Origin of the sequence: Janthinobacterium tructae, assembly GCF_006517255.1 — a bacterium.
Taxonomy (GTDB): Bacteria; Pseudomonadota; Gammaproteobacteria; order Burkholderiales; family Burkholderiaceae_D; genus Janthinobacterium; species Janthinobacterium tructae.
Genome location: NZ_CP041185.1, coordinates 5,359,084 through 5,379,339 on the forward strand (window position 1 = coordinate 5,359,084; position 20,256 = coordinate 5,379,339).

A 20,256-nucleotide genomic window follows, 5' to 3' on the forward strand; every position below is an offset into this window, starting at 1 on the left:
TTGTTGTCTGCTAGCAATTTATTTGTTTATTTCAAAATCCACCAATGAAAATTCTGTAAATTTTCAGGGTCCTCATCAAAACATTCACGATTCAGATTGTCAATTTCGGGCGGACTTTTTGGATGAAATGCAACATTTTCCTGTTTTTTTTATAATCCTTCAGTAATAAAGTATCGTGAGCCCTTGTCAGCCGTGCTCAGATGGGTAAAATAAAACGGCGCACATCATCGCTGACGGCGCCGCTTTTCTGTTGCTGGCACGCTGTTGCCAGCGCTGCCTGTTTTATCTATCGACCTGAAAATTCCCCTTAAAACGTATAGCTGCCGCGCAGGTAATACGCGCGCCCGATCGGATCCGTGTAGCGCGGGTCATAGCCTTTCTGGAACATCGTGCCCTGGTTCGAGAACGGCGGTTCCTTGTCCAGCAGGTTTTTCACGCCAGCCGTCAGCAACAAGCCCTTCCACGCATAACTGCCCGACACGCCAAGCAGGCTGTAGGACGGCACATCGTGCTTGTATTGATCGGCAACATTGTTCTGGTCCGTATAGCCGGACTTGAACGATTGCGACAGGGTGGCACCCCAGTTGCCCATGCGCCAGTTCAGCGCCGCCGTGTGCTTCCAGCGGAAGACGGGATTGTTGTCCGCATAGCGGCCCACGTTGGCGATGAATTCGCCACCGCGCTCGTTCTGGTAGTCATACTTGTGGGTCCAGGTGCCGTCCACTGACACGCTGAAATCACCGTAGGCGCCACGGCCCAGGCGCGCATTCAGGCTCACGTCGATGCCGTCGGTTTTCACTTCACCGAGGTTGTCGTTCAGGTCGAGAATGGCAAAAGGCGAGCCGTCGGGATTGCGCAGGAACAAGGCCTTGTATCTTTCGTAGTTGCCATAGATCGATTGCTCTGGCAGCGAGGAAATCTTGTCTTTCAGGTGGATGTTCCAGTAGTCGACGGCGACGGTGATTTCCTTGACCGGTTCGAGCACCAGGCCGAAGGCGAAGGTGGTGGATTTTTCCGGTTTCAGCTTTTCATTACCGCCTTGCAGCTTGAATTGCTGCAAGTCGCAATCGCGCAGGGGATTGGCGCCCGGCTGCGGCACGCCGCCCGGGCACAGAATCGGGTCGTTGTAGGAGTCATTGGTATCGTTCTTCGACGGCGGAGCGTTCTTTTCAAACAAGGTCGGTGCGCGGAAACCCGTGCTGGCCGAACCGCGCAGCACCAGCGCGCTGCTGGCCTGGTAGCGCAGGGCCAGCTTGGGATTGGTGGTGCTGCCCACGTCGCTGTAATGGTCGAAGCGGGCGGCCAGCTGCACTTCCAGATCCTTGATCAATGGCAAGTTGACTTCGCCGAAGACGGCCTGGATCGTGCGCGAGCCGCTTTTCGACAGCGAGCCGGACAGGCCGGAACTGGCGGCCTGGCTGGCAATATCGCGGTTGACATTGAAGTCGGCTTTTTCACGCCGCAGTTCACCGCCGAGAGCGATGGCCAGCGGGCCGCCGGCCAGTTGCATCAGTTCGCGGCTGCCCTTGATGTCGAAGCCCGTGGTGGTGACCTTGGCGCTCTGTACTTCGCCGCGCAGGGCGGTGCTGTCCAGGTAAGCCTTGCCGGCCGCATCCTGTTCGCCGAAGGGATTCAGGATGCCATTGAGCACGCCAGCGGCAAAACCCGCATCCTGCACGTAGCCGCCCGTAAATTTCTCGGACGACTTGCTGATCGCATGGCTCAGGCCCGTCTTGTAGTCCCAGCCCGCCAGCTCGCCTTCGAGCGCCAGCACCAGGCGGTCCGCCTTGCCGGTGGAATCGATCTGCCGTTGACCTGCCTCGATGGGGCGCCAGTTGACGCTCAGCGGCTGTCCCGACAGTCCCGGCTGGACCGGCACGCCGCCCGCATTGCCCGGATAGTATTTGCTGCTGATGGGCAGGATCAAGCCCGTTTGCGGTGGCGGCGCCGTGCGCGCCTTCACCTTGTTTTCCGAATGCAAGTATTCGAGCGTGGCCAGGTGGCCGCCGCCCAGCTTGAAGGCGCCCTTGCCGAAGAAGGCGACTTGTTCCTGTTCCGGCAGGTCGTCGATCTGGCGCGTGTAATCCTGGCGGCAAGTGCCACTCCCGGAGGGGATGGCCAGCGGCGGCCTGCATCCTGCGGCAGCGTACGGATTGCCGGCCAGGCCCTTGCCGCCATCTGCGGCCGCATCAAAATAGTTGCCTGGGAAGGTGGTGCCGCTGGTACCTTTGGTCACGCTCACGCCCCGCTCGGGAAAGACGCCGGTCTGGGAAAAATCGCGGTCTTGCGAGGTCAGCACATTTTGCTTGTGGTAATCGACCACGCCGAAAATATTGTAGCCGTCCGTATCGAGCTTGCCGAAGCCCGTCGACAGGTTGATGCGGTGTTCGCCGCCGCCCTTGTGTTCGGGCGCGATGACTTCGGCGGTAATGTTGGTGACATTGATCGAGCGCTTGGTGATGAAGTTGATGACGCCGCCGATGGCGTCCGTGCCGTAGATGGCCGAGGCGCCGTCGCGCAGCACTTCGACGCGCTCCAGCGCGGCGATGGGAATGATGTTCAGGTCGACGCTGGCACCGTCATACGGATGGTTGGCGATGCGCCGGCCATTGAGCAGCACCAGGGTCTTGTCGCCGCCCAGGCCGCGCAAGTCGGCGCTGGCCTGGCCGCCCGTGGGCAAGCCGCTGGTATTGCCGCCGACGGCATTGCCGCTGCCCATGCTGGAGGAATTCGAGGGGATCTTGTTGAGGACTTCCTGGGCCGTGGTCAGGCCCTGCTTGGCAAAGTCTTCGGCCTTGAAGATGGAGAGAGGGGTGGCTGTTTCCGAAACCAGCCGCTTGATGGAGGAACCGGTGACTTCGACTCTCTGCATAACGGGGGACTCGCCGGCGGTGCGGGAGTCCTGCGCCATGGCCGCATGGCCATACGCGCCGAGCAAGGCTGCGCACAGCAGGCGCAAGGTAGGTGAGGGACTGCGGGTTTGCGTCATCTGACACTCCTGTGGCGTGGGTTTGGCCAATTGGCTTGCAAGGGAGTTTTACAGGTGCGCAGAAAATAAGGTTTGCGCTGGCGCAATATGCGTGCGGATGAGTGACCTGGCGCCACAGTCACCGACGAAAAAAGGCGGTGATTGCTCACCGCCTTGCGTCAGGATACAGGTGTCAGCTTAGAAGAACTTGTAGCTGGCGCCCAGTTTGAAGTAGCGGCCGATGGCGCCACTGGCATCCATCGGGTTGTAGCTCATACCGCCGTAGGTCAGCGGGTCGAGCGGCGCGATCTTGTCGGTCACGTTGTTGATCGAAGCAAATAATTGCAACTGTTTGTTGACGTTCCAACGGCTCGACAGGTCGAGCGTGGTGAACGAGGCGAGCTTGCAACCGTTCGGCGCCGCGCTGCCATCGGCCAGCTTGGAAGCGCACGGCTTGCCTTCAAACAGGATGTTTTTCATATCCGAGCGGTAGTTCAGCACGCCGCTGACGTTCCAGTTGCCCAGGTCCCATGAGCCGGTGAGATTGATCTTGTCCTTTGGCGTGCCGGCGCAGTTGGAGGTGTCGCAATTGCCATGCGTACCGGCGAACTGGTAGCGCACGGTGGACGACTCGGCCCGCACCCATGAGGCGATGTGGGTCCAGGTCAGGCCGAACGTGGCGCGGCCGTAGTCGCCCAGGCGCACGCGCTGCTTGATGTCCAGGTCGATCCCCTTGATCTCCGTAAAGCTGGAGTTGCGGTACGGCGCCTTGGTGATCAGCAAGGTGCCCGTGTTCGGCGTGACGACGCCATTGATGGTCAGATTGTTGTCGGCGCGGATGGCGGTCGGCAGGGCGGCCGCTTCGTTGTACGGCAGCGGATTGATCTCGTTTTCACGCTTGATCTTCCAGCCATCGAGCGACAGACTGGTATCGTTGAACGGATCCCACACCAGGCCCAAGGTGTAGCCCTTGGATTTTTCCGGCTTGAGGCTGGGGTCGCCGATCTTGACGGCCGCCACTTGCAGTTCACAGTCACTGGCATTGGCGCCCGGCAGGCGGGTGCCGCCCGGGCAGCGCACGGGATCGCTCACCGTCGAGGTGCCCGTCGATTGCGAGTTGGCATTGCTTTCGGCCGGTCCTGGAGCACGGAAGCCTTCCGAATACGTGCCGCGCACCGCGAAGGTTTTTAGTGGCGTCCACTTGGCGCCCAGTTTCGGTGTGGTCGACGAGAAACGGTCGTATTTGTCGTAACGCAAGGCGCCCGACAGTTCTACCGTCTTGAAGACGGGCGCCAGCACTTCCATGAATACGGCCGAGACCTTGCTGTCACCCTTGGCGGCGACATAGCTGGAGTTGATGGAGCCGTTTTCCGTGCCCGACAGCGATGGATTGTCGAGCTTGTCGCGGCGGTGTTCCGCACCGACGGCCAGGCCCATGGCACCACCGGGCAGCTGCATCAGTTCGCGCGAAGCCTTGAAGTCGATTATGTCGAGCTTGGTCGTGGAGTCGGAGGTAGCGTTCGTCACCATGGCCGCGTACAGCGAGGCGGGATTATTGCCTGCCTGCGCGCCGATATAGTACGGGAAATATTTGCTGTTCGGATTGCCCAGGGCATCCTTGACGACGGCCATGTTCAACATGTTGCTGTAATCGAGGTGCAGCTTCGATTCCGAATGCGTGTAGCCGGCATCGTAATCCCAGCCCATGGCATTGCCCTTTACGCCGAGCACGATGCGGTTGAACTCGTTATTCGCCTGGCGCGTGCTGGCGCCCACGTCGAAAGCCTGGTAGCGCACGCGCACGGGTACGCCATACGGATTTTGCGGATGGTTGGCGGCCAGCACAATGGTGGTGCCGGCGCCGGAGCCGTAGTTGACGACGCCAGTGGGACTGGTGGCATTCGGCGGAAAGGCGATGGTCGGCGTGATGGACGGTGGTATCAGGGTAAAGGCCGTATCGCGCTTCGAATAGCCCGCTTCCGCGTACACCTGGGTATCGGCATTGACTTGCCAGGTGCCGCGCGTGTACAGGTTGATCGATTCGATCTTCGGCTGCATCGAGCGGAACTGGTCGTGGTGCCACAGACAGCCACCTTTTGGATCTTGCGGTGAAGACACGGACAAGGTGGAGCAGCCGGGCAGGGACACATAGTTGTTGGTGACGGGGTCGCGGATCAGGCCTGCTGGTGATGCATTCGCATCGTTGTTGCCGTTGATGTAACCGCCGGCGAACTGGGTGTTGATCGCATAGCCATACGGCCGCAGGTCAGCCTTGCCTATCCATTTGCGGCCGGAGCGCTCGTTGTTCATCAGCATGTCCGATTTGCTGTATTCGGCGTTGACGACGACGTTGAATTTATCCGTGTCCAGGTTGCCCTTGCCGAAGGTCAGCGAGGCACGGTGCTGCTTGGCGTCGCTGTCGCCGGAAATGCCCGTGTCACCTTTCAGGGTCAGGCCTTCGAAGTCCTTGCGCAGGATGATGTTGACGACGCCGGCGATGGCGTCCGCGCCATACGTGGAGGAGGCGCCGTCCTTGAGGATTTCGATGCGTTCGACGATCTGCATCGGTACGGTGGACAGGTCGGTAAAGCTCTTCTGGCCATCATCAGCGCGCGCGAACGGCGCCATGCGGCGGCCATTGAGCAAGACCAGGGTCGAGGTGGCGCCCAGGCCGCGCAGCGAGATGGCCGTGGAGCCGGCGGCAAAGCCGTTGCCGAAACCCGTCGGCAGGGAGCCGGCGCCATCGGCGGTGAGGGTTTGCAGGTACTCGGCGACGGTGGCCTTGCCCGATTTCATCAAGTCGTCGCGGGTGATGACCTGTACCGGCGATGCGGTCTCGGCCGTGGCCCGTTTGATGCTCGAGCCTGTAATTTCCACACGTTGCACATTGGCGTCTTGCGCCATTGCCGGCGCAGCCATCATGCCTAGGCTGAGCGCTGCTACGCTACCCGAAAAAATCAGGCGTACGGAGCGGGACATCACTGTTTCCATCATCATTCTCAGAACTCCGAAAGTGTGCTCGGCTGGCCCTTGTGCGGCACAGCTTTGCCAGGGTGATAAAGATTGCTGCGTCGGCAATCGCTGTGGATAAGTCGGCATTTTTATAAGGTGCCGTCATCGATAAGATCATTTTCCGAGAAACCTTGTCAACGCGTACGTATGCTCTTTCAGCATGGAAACAACAGTGTTTTTTATAATGTTGATGTGTTTCAATATTTGCAATTATTTCAATGTTGCACTGCGATGCGTATTTTCCGTACTGTCATAAAAACAGTTGTCATTGGCGGCCGTAAGGGTTACTGCTAAGTGGATTTCTCACGGCATCCGCTTGCCTATGCTGCGCTGCGGAAAATTCTTCCCGCGAGGCAGGCGAGCGTGGCTGCACGTCACGCCAGTGCTGCGGCTTTTCTCCCGGCGAACAAAATATGCGTTATCGTTACGCCTTTTTCCAGCTCGTCTGCACGCGGCCAGGCTGGCGACAAACAAGGCATAGATCTTGCGAGGATGGACTGGTTTTGGCGGTGGACTCCTGTATCCCAGGGGGAAGCCAGTACAAGCGCACCAATACGGTGCGACAGATAATCGAGATGAAGGGTATTACATGAAGTCACCATGGATGCGGCGCGTGGCGCTGCTCGCCTGCCTGGCCACCCTGCCGCTGGCGGCCATTGCCGCCGATGCGGCCCCTGCCCCTGCAGCCGCGCCGGTAAAAACCTTGCGCTATATCCTGCCGGCCGCCGAGACGGGCTTCGATCCGGCTACCGCGCGCGACCTGTATTCGAACCACATCACGCAGGCCGTCTTCGATACCCTGTACACGTATGACTACCTGGCGCGCCCCGTCAAGGTCGTGCCGGGCGCCGCCGCCGCCATGCCGGAAGTGTCCGCCGACGGCAAGACTTACACCATCCGCCTGAAAAAAGGCATCCTGTTTACGCCCGACGCCGCGTTCGGCGGCAAGCGCCGCGAATTGACGATGGCCGATTATGTATATTCGTGGAAGCGATTGTTCGACCCGCGCCTGGCCTCGCCCCACAGCTGGCTGTTCGAAGGCAAGGTGGTGGGCCTCGATGACCTGGCCAAGGAAGCAGGCAAGTCGAACAAACTCGATTTCAACAAGAAGGTGGCGGGCCTGGAAATCCTCGACCCGTACACCTTGCGCATCACGCTGACCAAGACCGATTTCAACTTTCCCATGATCCTCGCCTACGTGCCGACGGCCGCCGTGGCGCGCGAAGTGGTGGACAAGTATGGCGACGTGAAGGGCGAAGTGGGTTCGAATCCCGTCGGCACCGGCTACTACACGCTCGGTGAATGGACGCGCGGCAACCGCATCGTCCTGAACCGCAACCCGCAGCACTTGCCCGAGACGTGGAATTTCATGGCTGGCGACGATCCGGACGACCAGCGCATCGTGCGCCAGATGCAGGGCAAGCGCATTCCCGCCATCGACCGCATCGAAATTTCCGTCATGATCGAAGACCAGTCACGCTGGCTGTCGTTCCAGAGCGGTGGCACGGACGTGTTCTGGCTCGACGGCCCGCTGGCGCCGAAGGCTTTGCTGAACGGCAAGCTGCGTCCCGAGCTGGCGGAGAAGGGCGTGCAACTGTCGCGCCTGCTCGATCCCGAGATCAGCTATTACTACTGGAATATGCAAGACCCGACCCTGGGCGGCTTCAGCAAGGAAAAGATCGCCCTGCGTCGCGCCATTGCCATGGCGCACAATATCGACGAGGAAATCCGCATCATCTGGAATGGCCAGGCCAAGCGCCTCGACTATCCGATCCCGCCGGGCGTGGTCGGCTACGATCCGCACTACAAATCGCTGTTGCAATACGATCCCGTGCTGGCGAATAAACTGCTGGATAAATTCGGCTACAAGAAGGGCGCCGATGGCTGGCGCACTTTGCCGGACGGCAAGCCGCTCTTGATCCGCTATGCCTCGCGCAACGAAGCCAATGGCGTGCTGCAGGCGGAAATGTGGCGCAAGACGTACAACTCGCTGGGCATCCGCATGGAAAATGACCGCATGATCTTTTCCGATATTTTAAAGACGGAAAAGCAGTGCAAGATGCAGACGCGCACGGCGCCATGGCTGGCCGACTATCCGGACGGCGACAACTTCATGCAGCTGTTCTACGGCCCGAACACGCACCAGAACAACAACGGCTGCTACCAGGACCCCGAGTACGATAAATGGTACGCGGCCAGCCAGGCGATGCCGGCCAGCCCCGAGCGCGATGAGCTGTTCCACAAGATGGCGCGCCGCCTGGAAGTGAACGCGGGCGCCCTGATCGGCTATGCGCGCTATCGCAACATGCTGGCGCAAAAGACGGTGCAAGGCTACAAGAAGCACCCGATCCTGTTCCAGGAGTGGGCTTACATGGATATCGACAGCACGGGCACGCCAGTAGCGCCTGCTGCTGACTCGGCTAAAAAATAAGCGCAGCTTATAAAAACAAGGAATTATTATGTTCGCTTATATCCTGCGCCGTCTATGGCAGATGCTGCCCACCATGCTGGGCGTCGTCCTGCTGGTGTTTATCCTGTTCAACTGGGTAGGCGGCGATCCCGCCTACATTTTGGCCGGCAAGATGTCTAGTGCGGAAAGCATCGCCAACATCCGCCGCCAACTCGGTGTCGACCAGCCGTACTACGTGCAACTGTGGATCTTCATCAAGCAGATCGTCACGTTCGACTTTGGCCAGAGCTGGGCCACGGGGGAATCCGTGTCGCACATCATTACGTCGCGCCTGGGGCCGTCGATGATGGTGCTCATTCCGCTGACCGTGCTGGAAACGTTTTTTGGCGTGGCGCTGGCGCTGGCGATCGCCTTCGTGCGCGGCTCGCTGACGGACCGCGCCGTCATGATCGCCTGCACGGTGGGCATGTCGATTTCCATCCTCGTCTACATCATCGTCTTCCAGTACGGTTTTGCTTATAAACTGGGCCTGTTCCCCGTGCAGGGCTGGGGCGACAGTTTCTGGGAAAACCTGCTGCGCTATTCGACCCTGCCGATTCTGATTGGCCTGGCCGTGTCGATCGCGCCGACCCTGCGCCTGTTCCGCACCTTCGTGCTGGACGAGGCCAACCAGGATTACGTGCGCACGGCGCGCGCCAAGGGCCTCAAGGAAGGCCGCATCATGTGGGTCCATGTGCTGCGCAACGCCGGCATCCCCATCATTACCTATGTGATGTCGAACTTGCCGGCCCTGCTGATCGGCGCTTTCCTGTTGGAACGCTTTTTCGGCATTCCCGGCATCGGGCGTGAAGTGATTTTGGCGGTCGAGCGCAGCGACTTTCCGGTGATCAAGGCGATCACCGTGTACGTTGCCGCCGCCACCATGCTCTTCAACCTGCTCACCGACCTGCTGTACCAGGCGGTCGATCCTCGCGTACAACTGAAGTAGAAAGAGACGATGTCGAAACCTCATACATCGCCCGGCCTGTGGGCCCTGGCGTGGCGCCGTTTGCGCGGCGACAAGATTGCAATGGTATCGCTGGCCGTGGTCGGCGCCTTTTTCCTGCTGGTACTGGCCTCTGCCAGCGGCCTGCTCGCCTCGAACTGGGAAGACGAAGTGGCCGTCAGCTATGCGCCGCCCACCTTCATCGGTGCCGACAAGGATGCGTCCGCGTCCGGTGATGGCGCCATTCCTCTGGCGGACGAGCGCAGCGCGCCGACACCCGTCAACGTGCTCGATCCGCTGGCCGACGATATCGCCGAACTGCGCGCGCAGATGGGCAGCAATCCTTCTGCCGGCGTGGACATGTACGGCGTCACCGACCCGCTGGCCGACGACTTGACGGCCTTGCGCGCCGGCATGGGCAAGGCCAAAAAATTGATCGCGCACAAGGCGGCTACCTTGCCGTTCGGCGCCGACAAGTGGGGCCACGACATCGTGCAGAAAACCATCAAGGGCGGCGAAACGTCGATCGTGGTGGGCCTGGTGGCGGCCTTGCTGGCGGTCGTGCTGGGCACGATTTTTGGCGCCGTGTCCGGCTACTTCGGCGGCATCGTCGATGATTTTTTCAACTGGTTCTACAGCATTTTTACCTCGATTCCGTCGATCCTGATGATCTTGACGGTGGCGGCCGTGCTGCAGCAAAAGGGCGTGCTGACCATCGTGCTGATCCTGGGGTTGACGGGCTGGACGGGGCCGTATCGTTTGATCCGCGCCGAGTACATCAAGCACAAGGCGCGCGAATACGTGATGGCGGCCGACGCCATCGGCGCCTCGCACTGGCGCAAGATGTTTTCCCACATCTTCCCGAACGTCAGTCACGTGGCCTTGGTGCAAATGTCGATTCTGGTGGTGGGCTTCATCAAGGCGGAAGTGATTTTGAGTTTCCTCGGCTTTGGCGTGCCGGTGGGCACCGTCTCGTGGGGCAGCATGCTCAACGAGGCACAAAATGAACTGATCCTGGGCAAATGGTGGCAGCTGACCGCCGCCGCCACGGCGATGGCCGTGCTGGTGACGGCGTTCTCGCTGTTTACCGATGCCTTGCGCGATGCGCTCGACCCCAAAGTGAAATAGGAGTTGCTCATGGACCAGAATAACCTGTTGGAAGTGCGCGACCTGCGCGTCACCTTCCGCCTGGACAAGAAGACCACGTTCGAAGCCGTCAAGGGCATCTCGTTCAACGTGCCGCGCAACAGCACCGTGGCCCTGGTGGGCGAATCGGGCAGCGGCAAGTCCGTCAGCTCCTTGGCCGTGATGGGCTTGTTGCCACCAGATAACACCATCATCGATCCCGGATCGAGCATCCATTTTGGCGGGCGCGACTTGCTCAAATTGTCGATCGCCGAGCGGCGCACCATGTGCGGCAAGGATATCTCGATGATTTTCCAGGAGCCGATGTCGTCGCTGAACCCCGTGTTTACCGTCGGCTTCCAGATCGCCGAAGTGTTGCGCCAGCACATGGGCATGAACCGCAAGCAGGCGCGCGCGCGCACGCTGGAGTTGCTCGACGAAGTGGGCATCCCCGATCCCGCCAGCAAGATCGACGCCTACCCGAGCCAGATGTCGGGCGGCCAGCAGCAGCGCGTGATGATCGCCATGGCGATTGCCTGCGAACCGAAACTGCTGATCGCCGACGAGCCGACGACGGCGCTCGACGTGACGATCCAGAAGCAGATCATGGACCTGATCGCGGCGCTGCAAAAGAAACATCAGATGTCCGTGCTCTTCATTACCCACGACCTGGGCCTGGTGGGAGAGATCGCCGACCAGGTGATCGTCATGCGCCACGGCGAAGTGCGCGAAACGGGGGAAGTGCGGCAAGTGTTTGAAGCGCCGCAAGACAGCTACACGAAAGCCCTGCTGCATTGCCGCCCCTCGCTGGACGAGCGCCCGTGGCGCCTGCCCGTGATTGCCGACTACATGGAAGGCAAGGCGGGCCCCGGCGTGGAAGTGAAACAGCGCACGCGCGGCTACACGCCGGGCGATGAACCCGTGCTGGTAGTCAATAATTTAAGCAAAAGCTTTTATACGCGTGTAGGCCTGTTCGGCAAGCGCGAATTCCAGGCCGTCAAGGATGTGTCGTTCACTTTGCCGCGCGGGAAAACACTGGGCGTGGTGGGCGAATCCGGTTCGGGGAAGACGACGGTGGGCCTGACCTTATTGCGCCTGCACCAGGCGACGGGCGGCACGGCCATGTTCCACGGCAAGGACCTCATTTCCATGCCGAACAAGGAGTATTTGCCGTATAAACGCCGCATCCAGATCATTTTCCAGAATCCGTATGCTTCGCTCAACCCCAGGTTTACTGTCGGCCAGATCTTGCTCGAACCGATGCGCATCCACAAGATCGGCGCGAACGATCAGGAACGCATCGCCAAGGCCTACTGGCTGCTCGACAAGGTGGGACTGCCGGAACAGGCTTTCCACCGCTATCCGCACGAGTTTTCGGGCGGGCAACGCCAGCGCATCGCGATTGCCCGCTGCCTGACCATGCAGCCGGAAATTCTGGTGTGCGACGAATCCGTGTCGGCGCTGGACGTGTCGGTGCAGGCGCAGGTACTCAACCTGCTGCAGGACTTGCAGGATGAATTCGGCTTGTCCTACATCTTCATCTCGCACGATTTGTCGGTGGTCAAATACATCGCCGACCAGGTGATGGTGATGCACAAGGGGCAGGTGGTGGAGCTGGCCGATTCGGATGAGTTGTACCGCAATCCCGTGCATCCGTACACGCGCACGCTATTGAGTGCTATCCCGAAGGGCGTGCAAATCTAAACACGCTTTTACGGTAAGATAGCGCCCATGCCCAACCTCATTTACCTGCTCGAACATTACGGTGTCCTGATTGTCTTTGGCATCGTGCTGGTGGAGCAGCTCGGCTTGCCGATTCCCGCCTTTCCCATCCTCGTGGTGGCGGGGGCGCTGGCCGTCGATGGCGACATGAATGGGGGGCTGGTGCTGGCCGCCGCGCTGGGTGCCTGCCTGATCAGCGACTTCACGTGGTTCCGCGCGGGCCGCCATTTCGGCAAGCGCATCCTGCGCCTGCTGTGCCGCATCTCGCTGTCGCCCGATTACTGCGTCAGCCAGACGGAAGACAAATTCAAGCGCTGGGGGCCGAAAGCCCTGATCGTCTCCAAGTTCGTGCCGGGATTCAATACCGTGGCCGCGCCCATGTCGGGCGCGCTGGGTACGCCGCCGGGCCTGTTCTTCCTGTACGCGGGGCTGGGCGCCTTGCTGTGGAGCGGCACGGGCATCGTCGTCGGCGTGATTTTCCATGCCAGCGTGCAGCAGGTGCTCGACTTGCTCAGCACTATGGGCAGCACGGCCTTGCTGATGCTGGCCACCTTGCTGGGCCTGTTCCTGCTGTATAAATTCCTCGAGCGCCGGCGTTTCCGCCAGGCCTTGCAGATCGAGCGCATCGGTATCGATGAATTGCTCGAACTCATAGAGCAGGGCGAGGAACCGCTGATGGTCGACGCGCGCAGCGCCACGGCGCAAGCACTGGAGCCGGCCGTGCCGGGCGCCTTGTTCTTCAATGGCAAGGAACCCGTGCCCGCCATGATCGCCATGGACAAGGACCGCCACATCATCGTGTACTGCAGTTGTCCCAACGACGTGACGGCCGCGCAAGTGGCCAAGCTGTTGCACCAGCACGGCTTTCACCGTGCCAAGCCCCTGCATGGCGGCCTCGATGCGTGGAATGCCGCCTACCGCTCGGACCAGCCGTCGCCTGCCAGTCTGCTGGGCGAAGGCATGCCCTCGTGAGCCGTAAAAACCGGTAGTAATAATACGAAAACGCCTTTCCCAGGCGGCCGGGACGGCAGCACCACGCCTGCGCCATCCCGTACAAAGCGGCTTTGCGCAAACTCCGGCATACTTTGCTTTCAAGGCGATTCCTGCTGCTGTGCAGCATGCTTTTTGCGCGCTTGCCGTGTGCAAGTACTTACTATAAATCATTGTTTTTGAGTAATTTTGGCGCCGCTTGTTGCATTTGGAGTGGAACTACCAATAAAGGCTGGTTTTGATGTACTTAAACTACAAACTTTGCTTGCCTCCGGGCGCATTCATCCTTTAAGCTTGGCGTCCCATGCGTCCCACTTCATCATTTAAAATCATGAGCGCTCCGTCTTCTCCCGTACTGCCGACTTCCGCCTTCGCCGATGGACCGCGCCTGCTGGCCGACGTGGGCGGCACCAATGCCCGTTTCGCCCTGGAAGTGGCCGCCGGCCACATCACCCTGGTCGAAGTGCTGCCCTGTGCCGATTACCCGAGCCTGTCCGCCGCCCTGCAAGCCTACCTGGCCCTGCCGCACATTGCCGCCGCCGGCGGGCAAGCCGTGCGCCATGCCGTGATCGCCATCGCCAACCCGGTCGACGGCGATTTCCTCAGCATGACGAACCACCACTGGTCGTTCTCGATCCGCGCCATGCGCGAAGAGTGCGGTTTCACGACCCTGGACGTGGTCAACGATTTCACGGCCCTGGCGCGTTCCTTGCCACAGCTGTCGAACGAGCAAAAGCACCAGGTGGGCGCGGGCACGGCCCGTCCGAACACGGCCATCGGCCTGATCGGCGCCGGCACGGGCCTGGGCGTGTCGGGCCTGATTCCTTCGCACGGCGGCTGGATCGCCCTGCAAAGCGAAGGCGGCCACGTCAGCTTCGCGCCGTTCAATGAAGTGGAAGTGAGTATCCTGCAATTTGCCTGGCGCGAATACGAGCACGTCTCGGCCGAGCGCCTGATTTCCGGCGATGGCCTGGAACTGATCTACCGCGCCCTGGCCGACCGCGCGGGCGTGCCGGCGGAAGCCTTGCCTGCGGCGGAAATCACGCGCCGCGCGCTGGCTGGCGAATCCCAGCTGTGCGACGACGTCATCGAGGCGTTCTGCTGCATGCTGGGCACGGTGGCGGGCAACGTCGCCGTCACCCTGGGCGCGCTCGGCGGTATTTATATCGGCGGTGGCATCGTGCCACGCCTGGGTGCGCGCTTCGACCGCTCCGGTTTCCGCGCCCGCTTCGAACGCAAGGGCCGCTTTGCCAATTATGTGTCGCAAGTGCCGACCTTCGTCATTACGGCGCAGTACCCGGCTTTCCTGGGTGCATCGGCCATTCTTTCGGAGAAACTCGCCTCCCTGTGATGCGGGCAGCGGGCGATGTGTCGCGCCAGGGCCGGGTAAAACGCGTGTTTTGCCCGGTTTTGCGCTTTTCCGCTTTTTATCAGGTACAATTGGCATCGTTGGATGAAACGACGACTGTCGCTCTCCTGTCTGGCTGAATCTTCGCCACGGGAATAGCAGCCGCTCCGGAGTTCGTTTCATTGCTGGTTATTTAAGGCCAGCGCCATGGATGGCAGGACTTTCACTGCATCCGCTTTAATCCCGCTTTGCGCGCATCGGCCAAGGCGTCGGAAAAACAGCCTCAACTTGTAACCCAGCACGGCGTCATCATCGATGTCTGCCATCTGTTACGTTGAAATGAACGTTTTTGATTTCTTTCTCTGCCTACGAATTGCAATACACATCCGCACAGAATTGCTATGAATACAATTGAGGCTAAAAAAGTCCTCGAAACCGCGTTGCTGTGCGCTCGTGAATCGCTGACGATCCACAGCCTGAAAAAGCTGTTCGTCGATGCGGACGAGAATGGTCGCGTGCGTGGCGTCGGCGTCGGCGCCGACACGATCAAGCAATTGCTGGAAGAATTGCGGCAAGAGTGGGAAGGGCGCGGCATCGAGATCGTCAGTCTGGCTTCGGGCTGGCGCTTTCAAAGCCGCCCGGAAATGAAGATGTATCTTGACCGCATGACGCCCGAGCGGCCGCCCAAGTATTCGCGGGCGACCCTGGAAACCCTGGCCATCATCGCCTACCGCCAGCCGGTGACGCGCGGCGATATCGAGGAAATCCGCGGCGTTGCCGTCAATTCGCAGACGATCAAGATGCTGGAAGACCGTGGCTGGGTTGATGCCATCGGTTACCGCGACGTGGTGGGACGGCCGGCCTTGCTGGCCACCACCAAGCAGTTTTTGGATGACCTGGGTTTGCATTCGCTGTCCCAGCTGCCGCCTTTGCAGCAAATCAGTGAAATGCAGGGCAATGGGCTCGAAGCCCTGGAAGCGGCCCTGCAAGAAAATTTTGACAAGGCAAGCAATGAGCTTGTCCCCCAGCTTGGTGCAGGTAGCAATACGGCTGTGACAGATGTAGATGTGACAGCAAGCCTTGATGCCGGCCCCGATGCTTCGCCCACGGACGAAGCCTACACTCACGACCCTGCGCCAGAACTAACGGTTGACGCTGCGCCAGGTCAGCACAGCCAAGAAACGAAGAATGAATAATCCGAACACACCCGAGACAGTAATCGCCAGCGACGAAGCCATCGTTGCCAAGCCCAAGCGCCGCACCAAGGCCCAGATCGAAGCCGATGCAGTGGCTGCAAGCGCTGCTGCCGCCGCCGGCGATGCCGTCGCTGCCAAGCCGAAGCGCCGCACGAAAGCCGACGTGGCCGCCGACACGCCCGTCGTCGCCGCTGCTGAAACTGAAGCTGCGCCAGCCGTCAAGAAAACCCGCGCCAAGCCGGCCCTGAAGGCCGTCGCCGACGCCGCGGAAGCCGCTGCCGAAGCCGTAGCTGCCCCGGCGCCGCGTCCGCCGCGCGCGCGCGCCGCCGCCAAGGCCGCTGCCGCCGAGGCGGAAGCCGCGCCGGAAGTCGTCGCTGACAAGCCAGCCGAAGCACGCCCTACCCGTGGTCCGCGCCAGATGCGTGGCGTGCAGGCGGAACGCGCACTGCGCCAGCCGCCGCGCGCCGAAGCGCCGCAGGCGGCCGAAGCCGTTGCAGCAGCGCCTGCCGCCGAGCAAGCCGCCGCGCCTGTCGCCGATGTGTTCGATGCCGAAGGCAACCTCGTGTCCGGCCCGCGCCTGCCGCGCGGTCCGCGCAACGACGTGCCGGGCGCTGGCAAGAATGCCGGCAAGAGCCGTAAAAAGGGCAAGGGCCGCCAGGCTGCGCCTGGTAAGCTCAGCGATGCTGATGCTGTCTTCTCGTTCGTCACCTCCGACGCATTCGACAGCGAAGAAGGCGGCGTGGGCCGCGTGCAGAAAGTGGCCGTGCGCCGCGACCTGACGTCCGACGACGACGCGCCGAAGCTGCACAAGGTGCTGGCCGAAGCCGGTCTCGGTTCGCGCCGCGACATGGAAGACCTGATCGTGTCGGGCCGCGTGTCCGTGAATGGCGAGCCGGCCCACATCGGCCAGCGCATCCTGCCAAGCGACCACGTGCGCATCAATGGCAAGTTGATTCAGCGCCGCGTCAGCAAGAAGCCGCCGCGCGTGCTGGTGTACCACAAGCCGGCCGGCGAAATCGTCAGCCACAACGACCCGGACGGCCGTCCATCCGTGTTTGACCGCCTGCCGACCATGAAAGCCGGCAAATGGCTGGCCGTTGGTCGCCTCGACTTCAACACGGAAGGCTTGCTGCTGTTTACCACTTCCGGTGACCTGGCCAACCGCCTGATGCACCCGCGCTACGGCATCGACCGCGAGTACGCCGTGCGTACCCTGGGTGAGCTGGAAGAGGGCATGCGCCAGAAGCTGCTGGCCGGCGTCGAGCTGGAAGACGGCCTGGCGCAATTTTCGAAGATCGCCGATGGCGGCGGCGAAGGCATCAACAAGTGGTATCGCGTGGTGATCGGCGAAGGCCGTAACCGCGAAGTGCGCCGCATGTTCGAAGCGATCGGTCTGACCGTTTCGCGCCTGATCCGTACCCGCTACGGCGCCATGACCCTGCCGAGCGGCCTGAAACGCGGCCGTTGGGAAGAGATGGAAGAAAATACCGTACGCGATCTGTTGACCGCCTACGGCATTGAAAAGAAAATGCCGGCATCGGGCGACCCCCGTGCCGCTGGCGCCGCCAAGGGCCGCGAAGCGCGCAAGGTCGAACGCAAGGACCGCGATGACGAGCCGAATGGCAACCGCATCGATGTCAGCAACCGCAACGCCGATCCATTCCCGGTCGCACCGCGCCGTGGCCAGCCGCAAGGCCAGTTTGCCCGTCCGCAAGGCCAGGGTCGCCCAGGCGGCGCCGGCCGTCCAGGCGAAGCGCGTGGTCCTGGCCGTGGCCAGCCGCAAGGTCCGTTCCAGGGTGGCCAGCCGCGCTCGTCGGCATCGTTCGACGGTGCGCCGCAAGGCCAGGGTCGTCCGCCGCGTGCGGCAGGCCAGGGTCAGGGTCGTCCTGCCGGTGGCGAAGGCCGCGCGCCGCAGCGCGGTCCACGCCAGCCCGATCCGCTGCAAACGACCTTCGGCTTTGCCAATACGGGGCCGCGCCGCAATGCGGGCGGTGGTGCCGGTGGTCAGGCGCGTTCCGGTGGTCAGCCGCGTGGCGGCATGGACCGTGGCGGCATGGATGGCATGCCGCGCCGTCGCAGCAAAGGTTAAATCAGGGGATTTCTTCTCGTGCGCCCGATAATCTGCCGCGGGCGCGCGCTCTTGTAACTGTTGTAAGCCGGGCCTCTCCTTGTGTGCGGCATTGCGGCGAAGTTAATAAGAGGTTATAATCTGCAGCCTAATAAAAGTTCTCCGCAGGGTTGTTTGGCGGGGAGTGCTTATCTGGTTGGGGAAATACAGGAAGATGGGCAGATGCCCATTTTTTTTTTGTTGAACCGTTTGTCATGGCTCCGCAAGGGGCCATATATGACTTGAATGCGTGTTTTTGCATGTTGTCGGCGCTCAATATGGCGCTGTCATGCCGAAAACGGGCCTTATTTCTGGAGAATTTCTTGCAGCAGTTGGGATTAATTGAAAAGACAGTTACAGGTCTGGGCTATGAGCTCGTTGATGTCGAACGTGCCGAGCGCGGAATGCTGCGCGTCTTTATTGATTTCAGCGCCGCCGATGCCGCTGAAAAAGGTCCGATCACGGTCGAAGACTGTGCCACGGTGAGTCACCAGTTATCGCATGTGTTGACGGTAGAGAACGTTCCTTACGAGCGTCTCGAGATTTCTTCCCCGGGTCTGGATCGTCCGGTGCGCAAGCTGGAAGACTTTGTCCGTTTCGCAGGTCAGGAAATCATCGTCAAGCTGAATGTGGCGATGCCGGGTACGAACAACCGGAAATCGTTCCAGGGGATCTTGCAAGAACCCGTGGGCGATAAATTGTCGTTGGAATTTGAAGGTAAGGATGGTCCGGCGATGTTGGAGTTTACGCTCGCGGATGTGGATAAGGCACGCTTGGTGCCGCAGGTGGTTTTTAAGGGACGCAAAGCATGAGCCGCGAAGTTTTATTATTGGTTGACGCGCTGGCGCGCGAAAAAAACGTCGATAAAGATGTCGTCTTCGGCGCCCTCGAATTCGCGTTGGCGCAAGCCACGAAGAAACGGTATGAGGGTGAGGTAGACATCCGCGTTTCGATCGACCGCGAAACGGGCGAATTCGAATCGTTCCGCCGCTGGCACGTGGTGCCTGATGAAGCGGGCCTGCAATTGCCGGATCAGGAGATCCTGCATTTCGAAGCAAAAGAACAGATTTCCGATATCGAAGTCGATGACCACATCGAAGAGCCGATCGAATCCGTTGAATTCGGCCGCCGTTTCGCCCAGGATACCAAACAGGTCGTCCTGCAGCGCGTGCGTGACGCCGAACGTGAACAGATCCTGGTCGATTTCCTGGAACGTGGCGATTCGCTCGTCACCGGCACCATCAAGCGCATGGAACGCGGCGACGCCATCGTCGAATCGGGCAAGATCGAAGCGCGTCTGCCACGCGACCAGATGATCCCGAAAGAAAATCTGCGTATCGGCGACCGTGTGCGTGCCTACATCTTGCGCATCGACCGCAATATGCGCGGCCCGCAAGTGATCCTGTCGCGCACCGCGCCAGAATTCATCATGAAGCTGTTCGAACTGGAAGTGCCGGAAATCGAGCAAGGCATGCTGGAAATTAAATCCGCAGCCCGCGATGCCGGCGTACGCGCCAAGATCGCCGTCTACACGGCCGACAAGCGCATCGACCCGATCGGTACCTGCGTCGGCATGCGCGGTTCGCGCGTGCAGGCTGTCACCGGCGAACTCGGTGGCGAACGTGTCGACATCGTGCTGTGGTCGGAAGATCCGGCGCAGTTCGTCATCGGCGCCCTGGCGCCGGCGAACGTGTCGTCGATCATGGTCGATGAAGAAAAACACGCGATGGATGTCGTCGTGGACGAAGAAAACCTGGCAATCGCGATCGGCCGTTCCGGCCAGAACGTGCGCCTGGCCTCGGACCTGACCGGCTGGAAGATCAACATCATGACGGCCGAAGAATCGGCTGACAAAGCTGCCCAGGAAACGGCTGCCGTGCGCATCCTGTTCATGGAAAAGCTCGATGTCGACCAGGAAGTGGCCGATATTCTGGTGGAAGAAGGTTTCGCCAGTCTGGAAGAAATCGCTTACGTGCCAATTTCCGAAATGCTGGAAATCGAATCGTTTGACGAAGATACCGTCAATGAACTCCGTACCCGTGCGCGTGATGCGCTCGTGACCGAAGCGATTGCTTCGGAAGAGGGTCTGGAAGGCATGGACGAGGCGTTGGTAGGTCTGGAAGGCATGGACCGCATTACCGCCGGCAAGCTGGGTCTGGCTGGTATCAAGACCGTTGAAGCATTTGCAGCACTGGCATACGACGAATTTGGCGCAATCCTGGCCTTGTCTGCGGACCGTGCGCGTGAACTGATTACAAGTGAATTTAAAGATGTGACCGACGATGAGATGAAGTTGGTTGACTCGAAATATGACGATCGTGCCAAGGCGTTGCAAGCCAAGGCATGGAGTCTGGCCGAATCCGCAAAGGCTTAATTTGAGTATCTTTATCATC

At 60.6% G+C, this 20,256-nt stretch carries 13 protein-coding genes; 10 read left to right on the forward strand and 3 right to left on the reverse strand.

Annotated features, from left to right (window positions below; all coding sequences use genetic code 11):
• Nucleotides 1-307: 307 nt before the first annotated feature.
• Complete coding sequence (locus FJQ89_RS23550) at nucleotides 308-2,989, reverse strand: TonB-dependent receptor (protein ID WP_141171923.1); 2,682 nt, start codon at nucleotides 2,987-2,989, stop codon at nucleotides 308-310.
• Nucleotides 2,990-3,166: 177 nt separating this feature from the next.
• Nucleotides 3,167-5,947 carry a TonB-dependent receptor gene (locus FJQ89_RS23555; protein ID WP_141171924.1) on the reverse strand — a complete coding sequence of 927 codons (2,781 nt, stop codon included), beginning with the start codon at nucleotides 5,945-5,947 and terminating at the stop codon, nucleotides 3,167-3,169.
• A gap of 622 nt (nucleotides 5,948-6,569) precedes the next feature.
• Here FJQ89_RS23555 and FJQ89_RS23560 point away from each other — a divergent pair.
• The 6 genes from FJQ89_RS23560 (at nucleotide 6,570) to FJQ89_RS23585 (ending at nucleotide 14,563) form a co-directional block, all read left to right on the forward strand.
• Entirely contained in the window at nucleotides 6,570-8,411 is a 1,842-nt protein-coding gene (locus FJQ89_RS23560) for an ABC transporter substrate-binding protein (RefSeq protein WP_243136225.1), read from the forward strand.
• A gap of 28 nt (nucleotides 8,412-8,439) precedes the next feature.
• The gene (locus FJQ89_RS23565) at nucleotides 8,440-9,378 is read left to right on the forward strand and encodes an ABC transporter permease (RefSeq protein WP_034782513.1); all 939 of its coding nucleotides are present in this window, start codon (nucleotides 8,440-8,442) and stop codon (nucleotides 9,376-9,378) included.
• Between the two features lie 9 nt (nucleotides 9,379-9,387).
• On the forward strand, nucleotides 9,388-10,503 hold the full coding sequence (locus FJQ89_RS23570; RefSeq protein ID WP_141171925.1) for an ABC transporter permease: 1,116 nt from the start codon (nucleotides 9,388-9,390) through the stop codon (nucleotides 10,501-10,503).
• A 9-nt stretch (nucleotides 10,504-10,512) separates the two neighbouring features.
• Nucleotides 10,513-12,204: an ABC transporter ATP-binding protein gene (locus FJQ89_RS23575; protein WP_141171926.1), complete on the forward strand. Its 1,692-nt coding sequence runs from the start codon at nucleotides 10,513-10,515 to the stop codon at nucleotides 12,202-12,204.
• A gap of 27 nt (nucleotides 12,205-12,231) precedes the next feature.
• Nucleotides 12,232-13,194, forward strand: a complete 963-nt coding sequence (locus tag FJQ89_RS23580) for a VTT domain-containing protein (RefSeq protein ID WP_141171927.1) — start codon at nucleotides 12,232-12,234, stop codon at nucleotides 13,192-13,194.
• A 349-nt stretch (nucleotides 13,195-13,543) separates the two neighbouring features.
• Nucleotides 13,544-14,563 (forward strand): glucokinase, encoded by a 1,020-nt coding sequence (locus tag FJQ89_RS23585; protein WP_141171928.1) that lies wholly within the window; start codon nucleotides 13,544-13,546, stop codon nucleotides 14,561-14,563.
• Between the two features lie 176 nt (nucleotides 14,564-14,739).
• Here FJQ89_RS23585 and FJQ89_RS28115 read toward each other — a convergent pair whose 3' ends face one another.
• The gene (locus FJQ89_RS28115) at nucleotides 14,740-14,886 is read right to left on the reverse strand and encodes a hypothetical protein (protein WP_168208513.1); all 147 of its coding nucleotides are present in this window, start codon (nucleotides 14,884-14,886) and stop codon (nucleotides 14,740-14,742) included.
• 75 nt (nucleotides 14,887-14,961) lie between these two features.
• Here FJQ89_RS28115 and scpB point away from each other — a divergent pair, with 75 nt between their 5' ends.
• The 4 genes from scpB to nusA all read left to right on the forward strand — a co-directional run bounded on the left by scpB (nucleotide 14,962) and on the right by nusA (nucleotide 20,237).
• On the forward strand, nucleotides 14,962-15,756 hold the full coding sequence (gene scpB, locus FJQ89_RS23590) for an SMC-Scp complex subunit ScpB (protein WP_034782524.1): 795 nt from the start codon (nucleotides 14,962-14,964) through the stop codon (nucleotides 15,754-15,756).
• Nucleotides 15,749-17,845, forward strand: coding sequence for a 23S rRNA pseudouridine(2605) synthase RluB (gene rluB, locus FJQ89_RS23595; RefSeq protein ID WP_141171929.1), 2,097 nt, complete (start codon nucleotides 15,749-15,751; stop codon nucleotides 17,843-17,845). Before scpB ends, rluB begins: the two co-directional genes overlap by 8 nt.
• Before the next feature lie 341 nt (nucleotides 17,846-18,186).
• Nucleotides 18,187-18,675, forward strand: coding sequence for a ribosome maturation factor RimP (gene rimP / locus FJQ89_RS23600; RefSeq protein ID WP_071079329.1), 489 nt, complete (start codon nucleotides 18,187-18,189; stop codon nucleotides 18,673-18,675).
• Nucleotides 18,672-20,237, forward strand: a complete 1,566-nt coding sequence (nusA, locus tag FJQ89_RS23605) for a transcription termination factor NusA (protein ID WP_071079176.1) — start codon at nucleotides 18,672-18,674, stop codon at nucleotides 20,235-20,237. The genes rimP and nusA overlap by 4 nt, the downstream gene beginning before the upstream one ends.
• Nucleotides 20,238-20,256: the final 19 nt, after the last annotated feature.

What these genes read in the sequence shown, in the direction of transcription:
- FJQ89_RS23580 (WP_141171927.1), top strand. Translation starts at nt 12,232, where the DNA reads ATGCCCAACCTCATTTACCTGCTCGAACATTACGGTGTCCTGATTGTC.
- FJQ89_RS23570 (WP_141171925.1), top strand. Translation starts at nt 9,388, where the DNA reads ATGTCGAAACCTCATACATCGCCCGGCCTGTGGGCCCTGGCGTGGCGC.
- nusA (WP_071079176.1), top strand. Translation starts at nt 18,672, where the DNA reads ATGAGCCGCGAAGTTTTATTATTGGTTGACGCGCTGGCGCGCGAAAAA.
- FJQ89_RS23560 (WP_243136225.1), top strand. Translation starts at nt 6,570, where the DNA reads ATGAAGTCACCATGGATGCGGCGCGTGGCGCTGCTCGCCTGCCTGGCC.
- FJQ89_RS28115 (WP_168208513.1), bottom strand. Translation starts at nt 14,886, where the DNA reads ATGGCAGACATCGATGATGACGCCGTGCTGGGTTACAAGTTGAGGCTG.
- FJQ89_RS23585 (WP_141171928.1), top strand. Translation starts at nt 13,544, where the DNA reads ATGAGCGCTCCGTCTTCTCCCGTACTGCCGACTTCCGCCTTCGCCGAT.
- FJQ89_RS23555 (WP_141171924.1), bottom strand. Translation starts at nt 5,947, where the DNA reads ATGTCCCGCTCCGTACGCCTGATTTTTTCGGGTAGCGTAGCAGCGCTC.
- scpB (WP_034782524.1), top strand. Translation starts at nt 14,962, where the DNA reads ATGAATACAATTGAGGCTAAAAAAGTCCTCGAAACCGCGTTGCTGTGC.
- FJQ89_RS23565 (WP_034782513.1), top strand. Translation starts at nt 8,440, where the DNA reads ATGTTCGCTTATATCCTGCGCCGTCTATGGCAGATGCTGCCCACCATG.
- FJQ89_RS23550 (WP_141171923.1), bottom strand. Translation starts at nt 2,989, where the DNA reads ATGACGCAAACCCGCAGTCCCTCACCTACCTTGCGCCTGCTGTGCGCA.
- rluB (WP_141171929.1), top strand. Translation starts at nt 15,749, where the DNA reads ATGAATAATCCGAACACACCCGAGACAGTAATCGCCAGCGACGAAGCC.
- FJQ89_RS23575 (WP_141171926.1), top strand. Translation starts at nt 10,513, where the DNA reads ATGGACCAGAATAACCTGTTGGAAGTGCGCGACCTGCGCGTCACCTTC.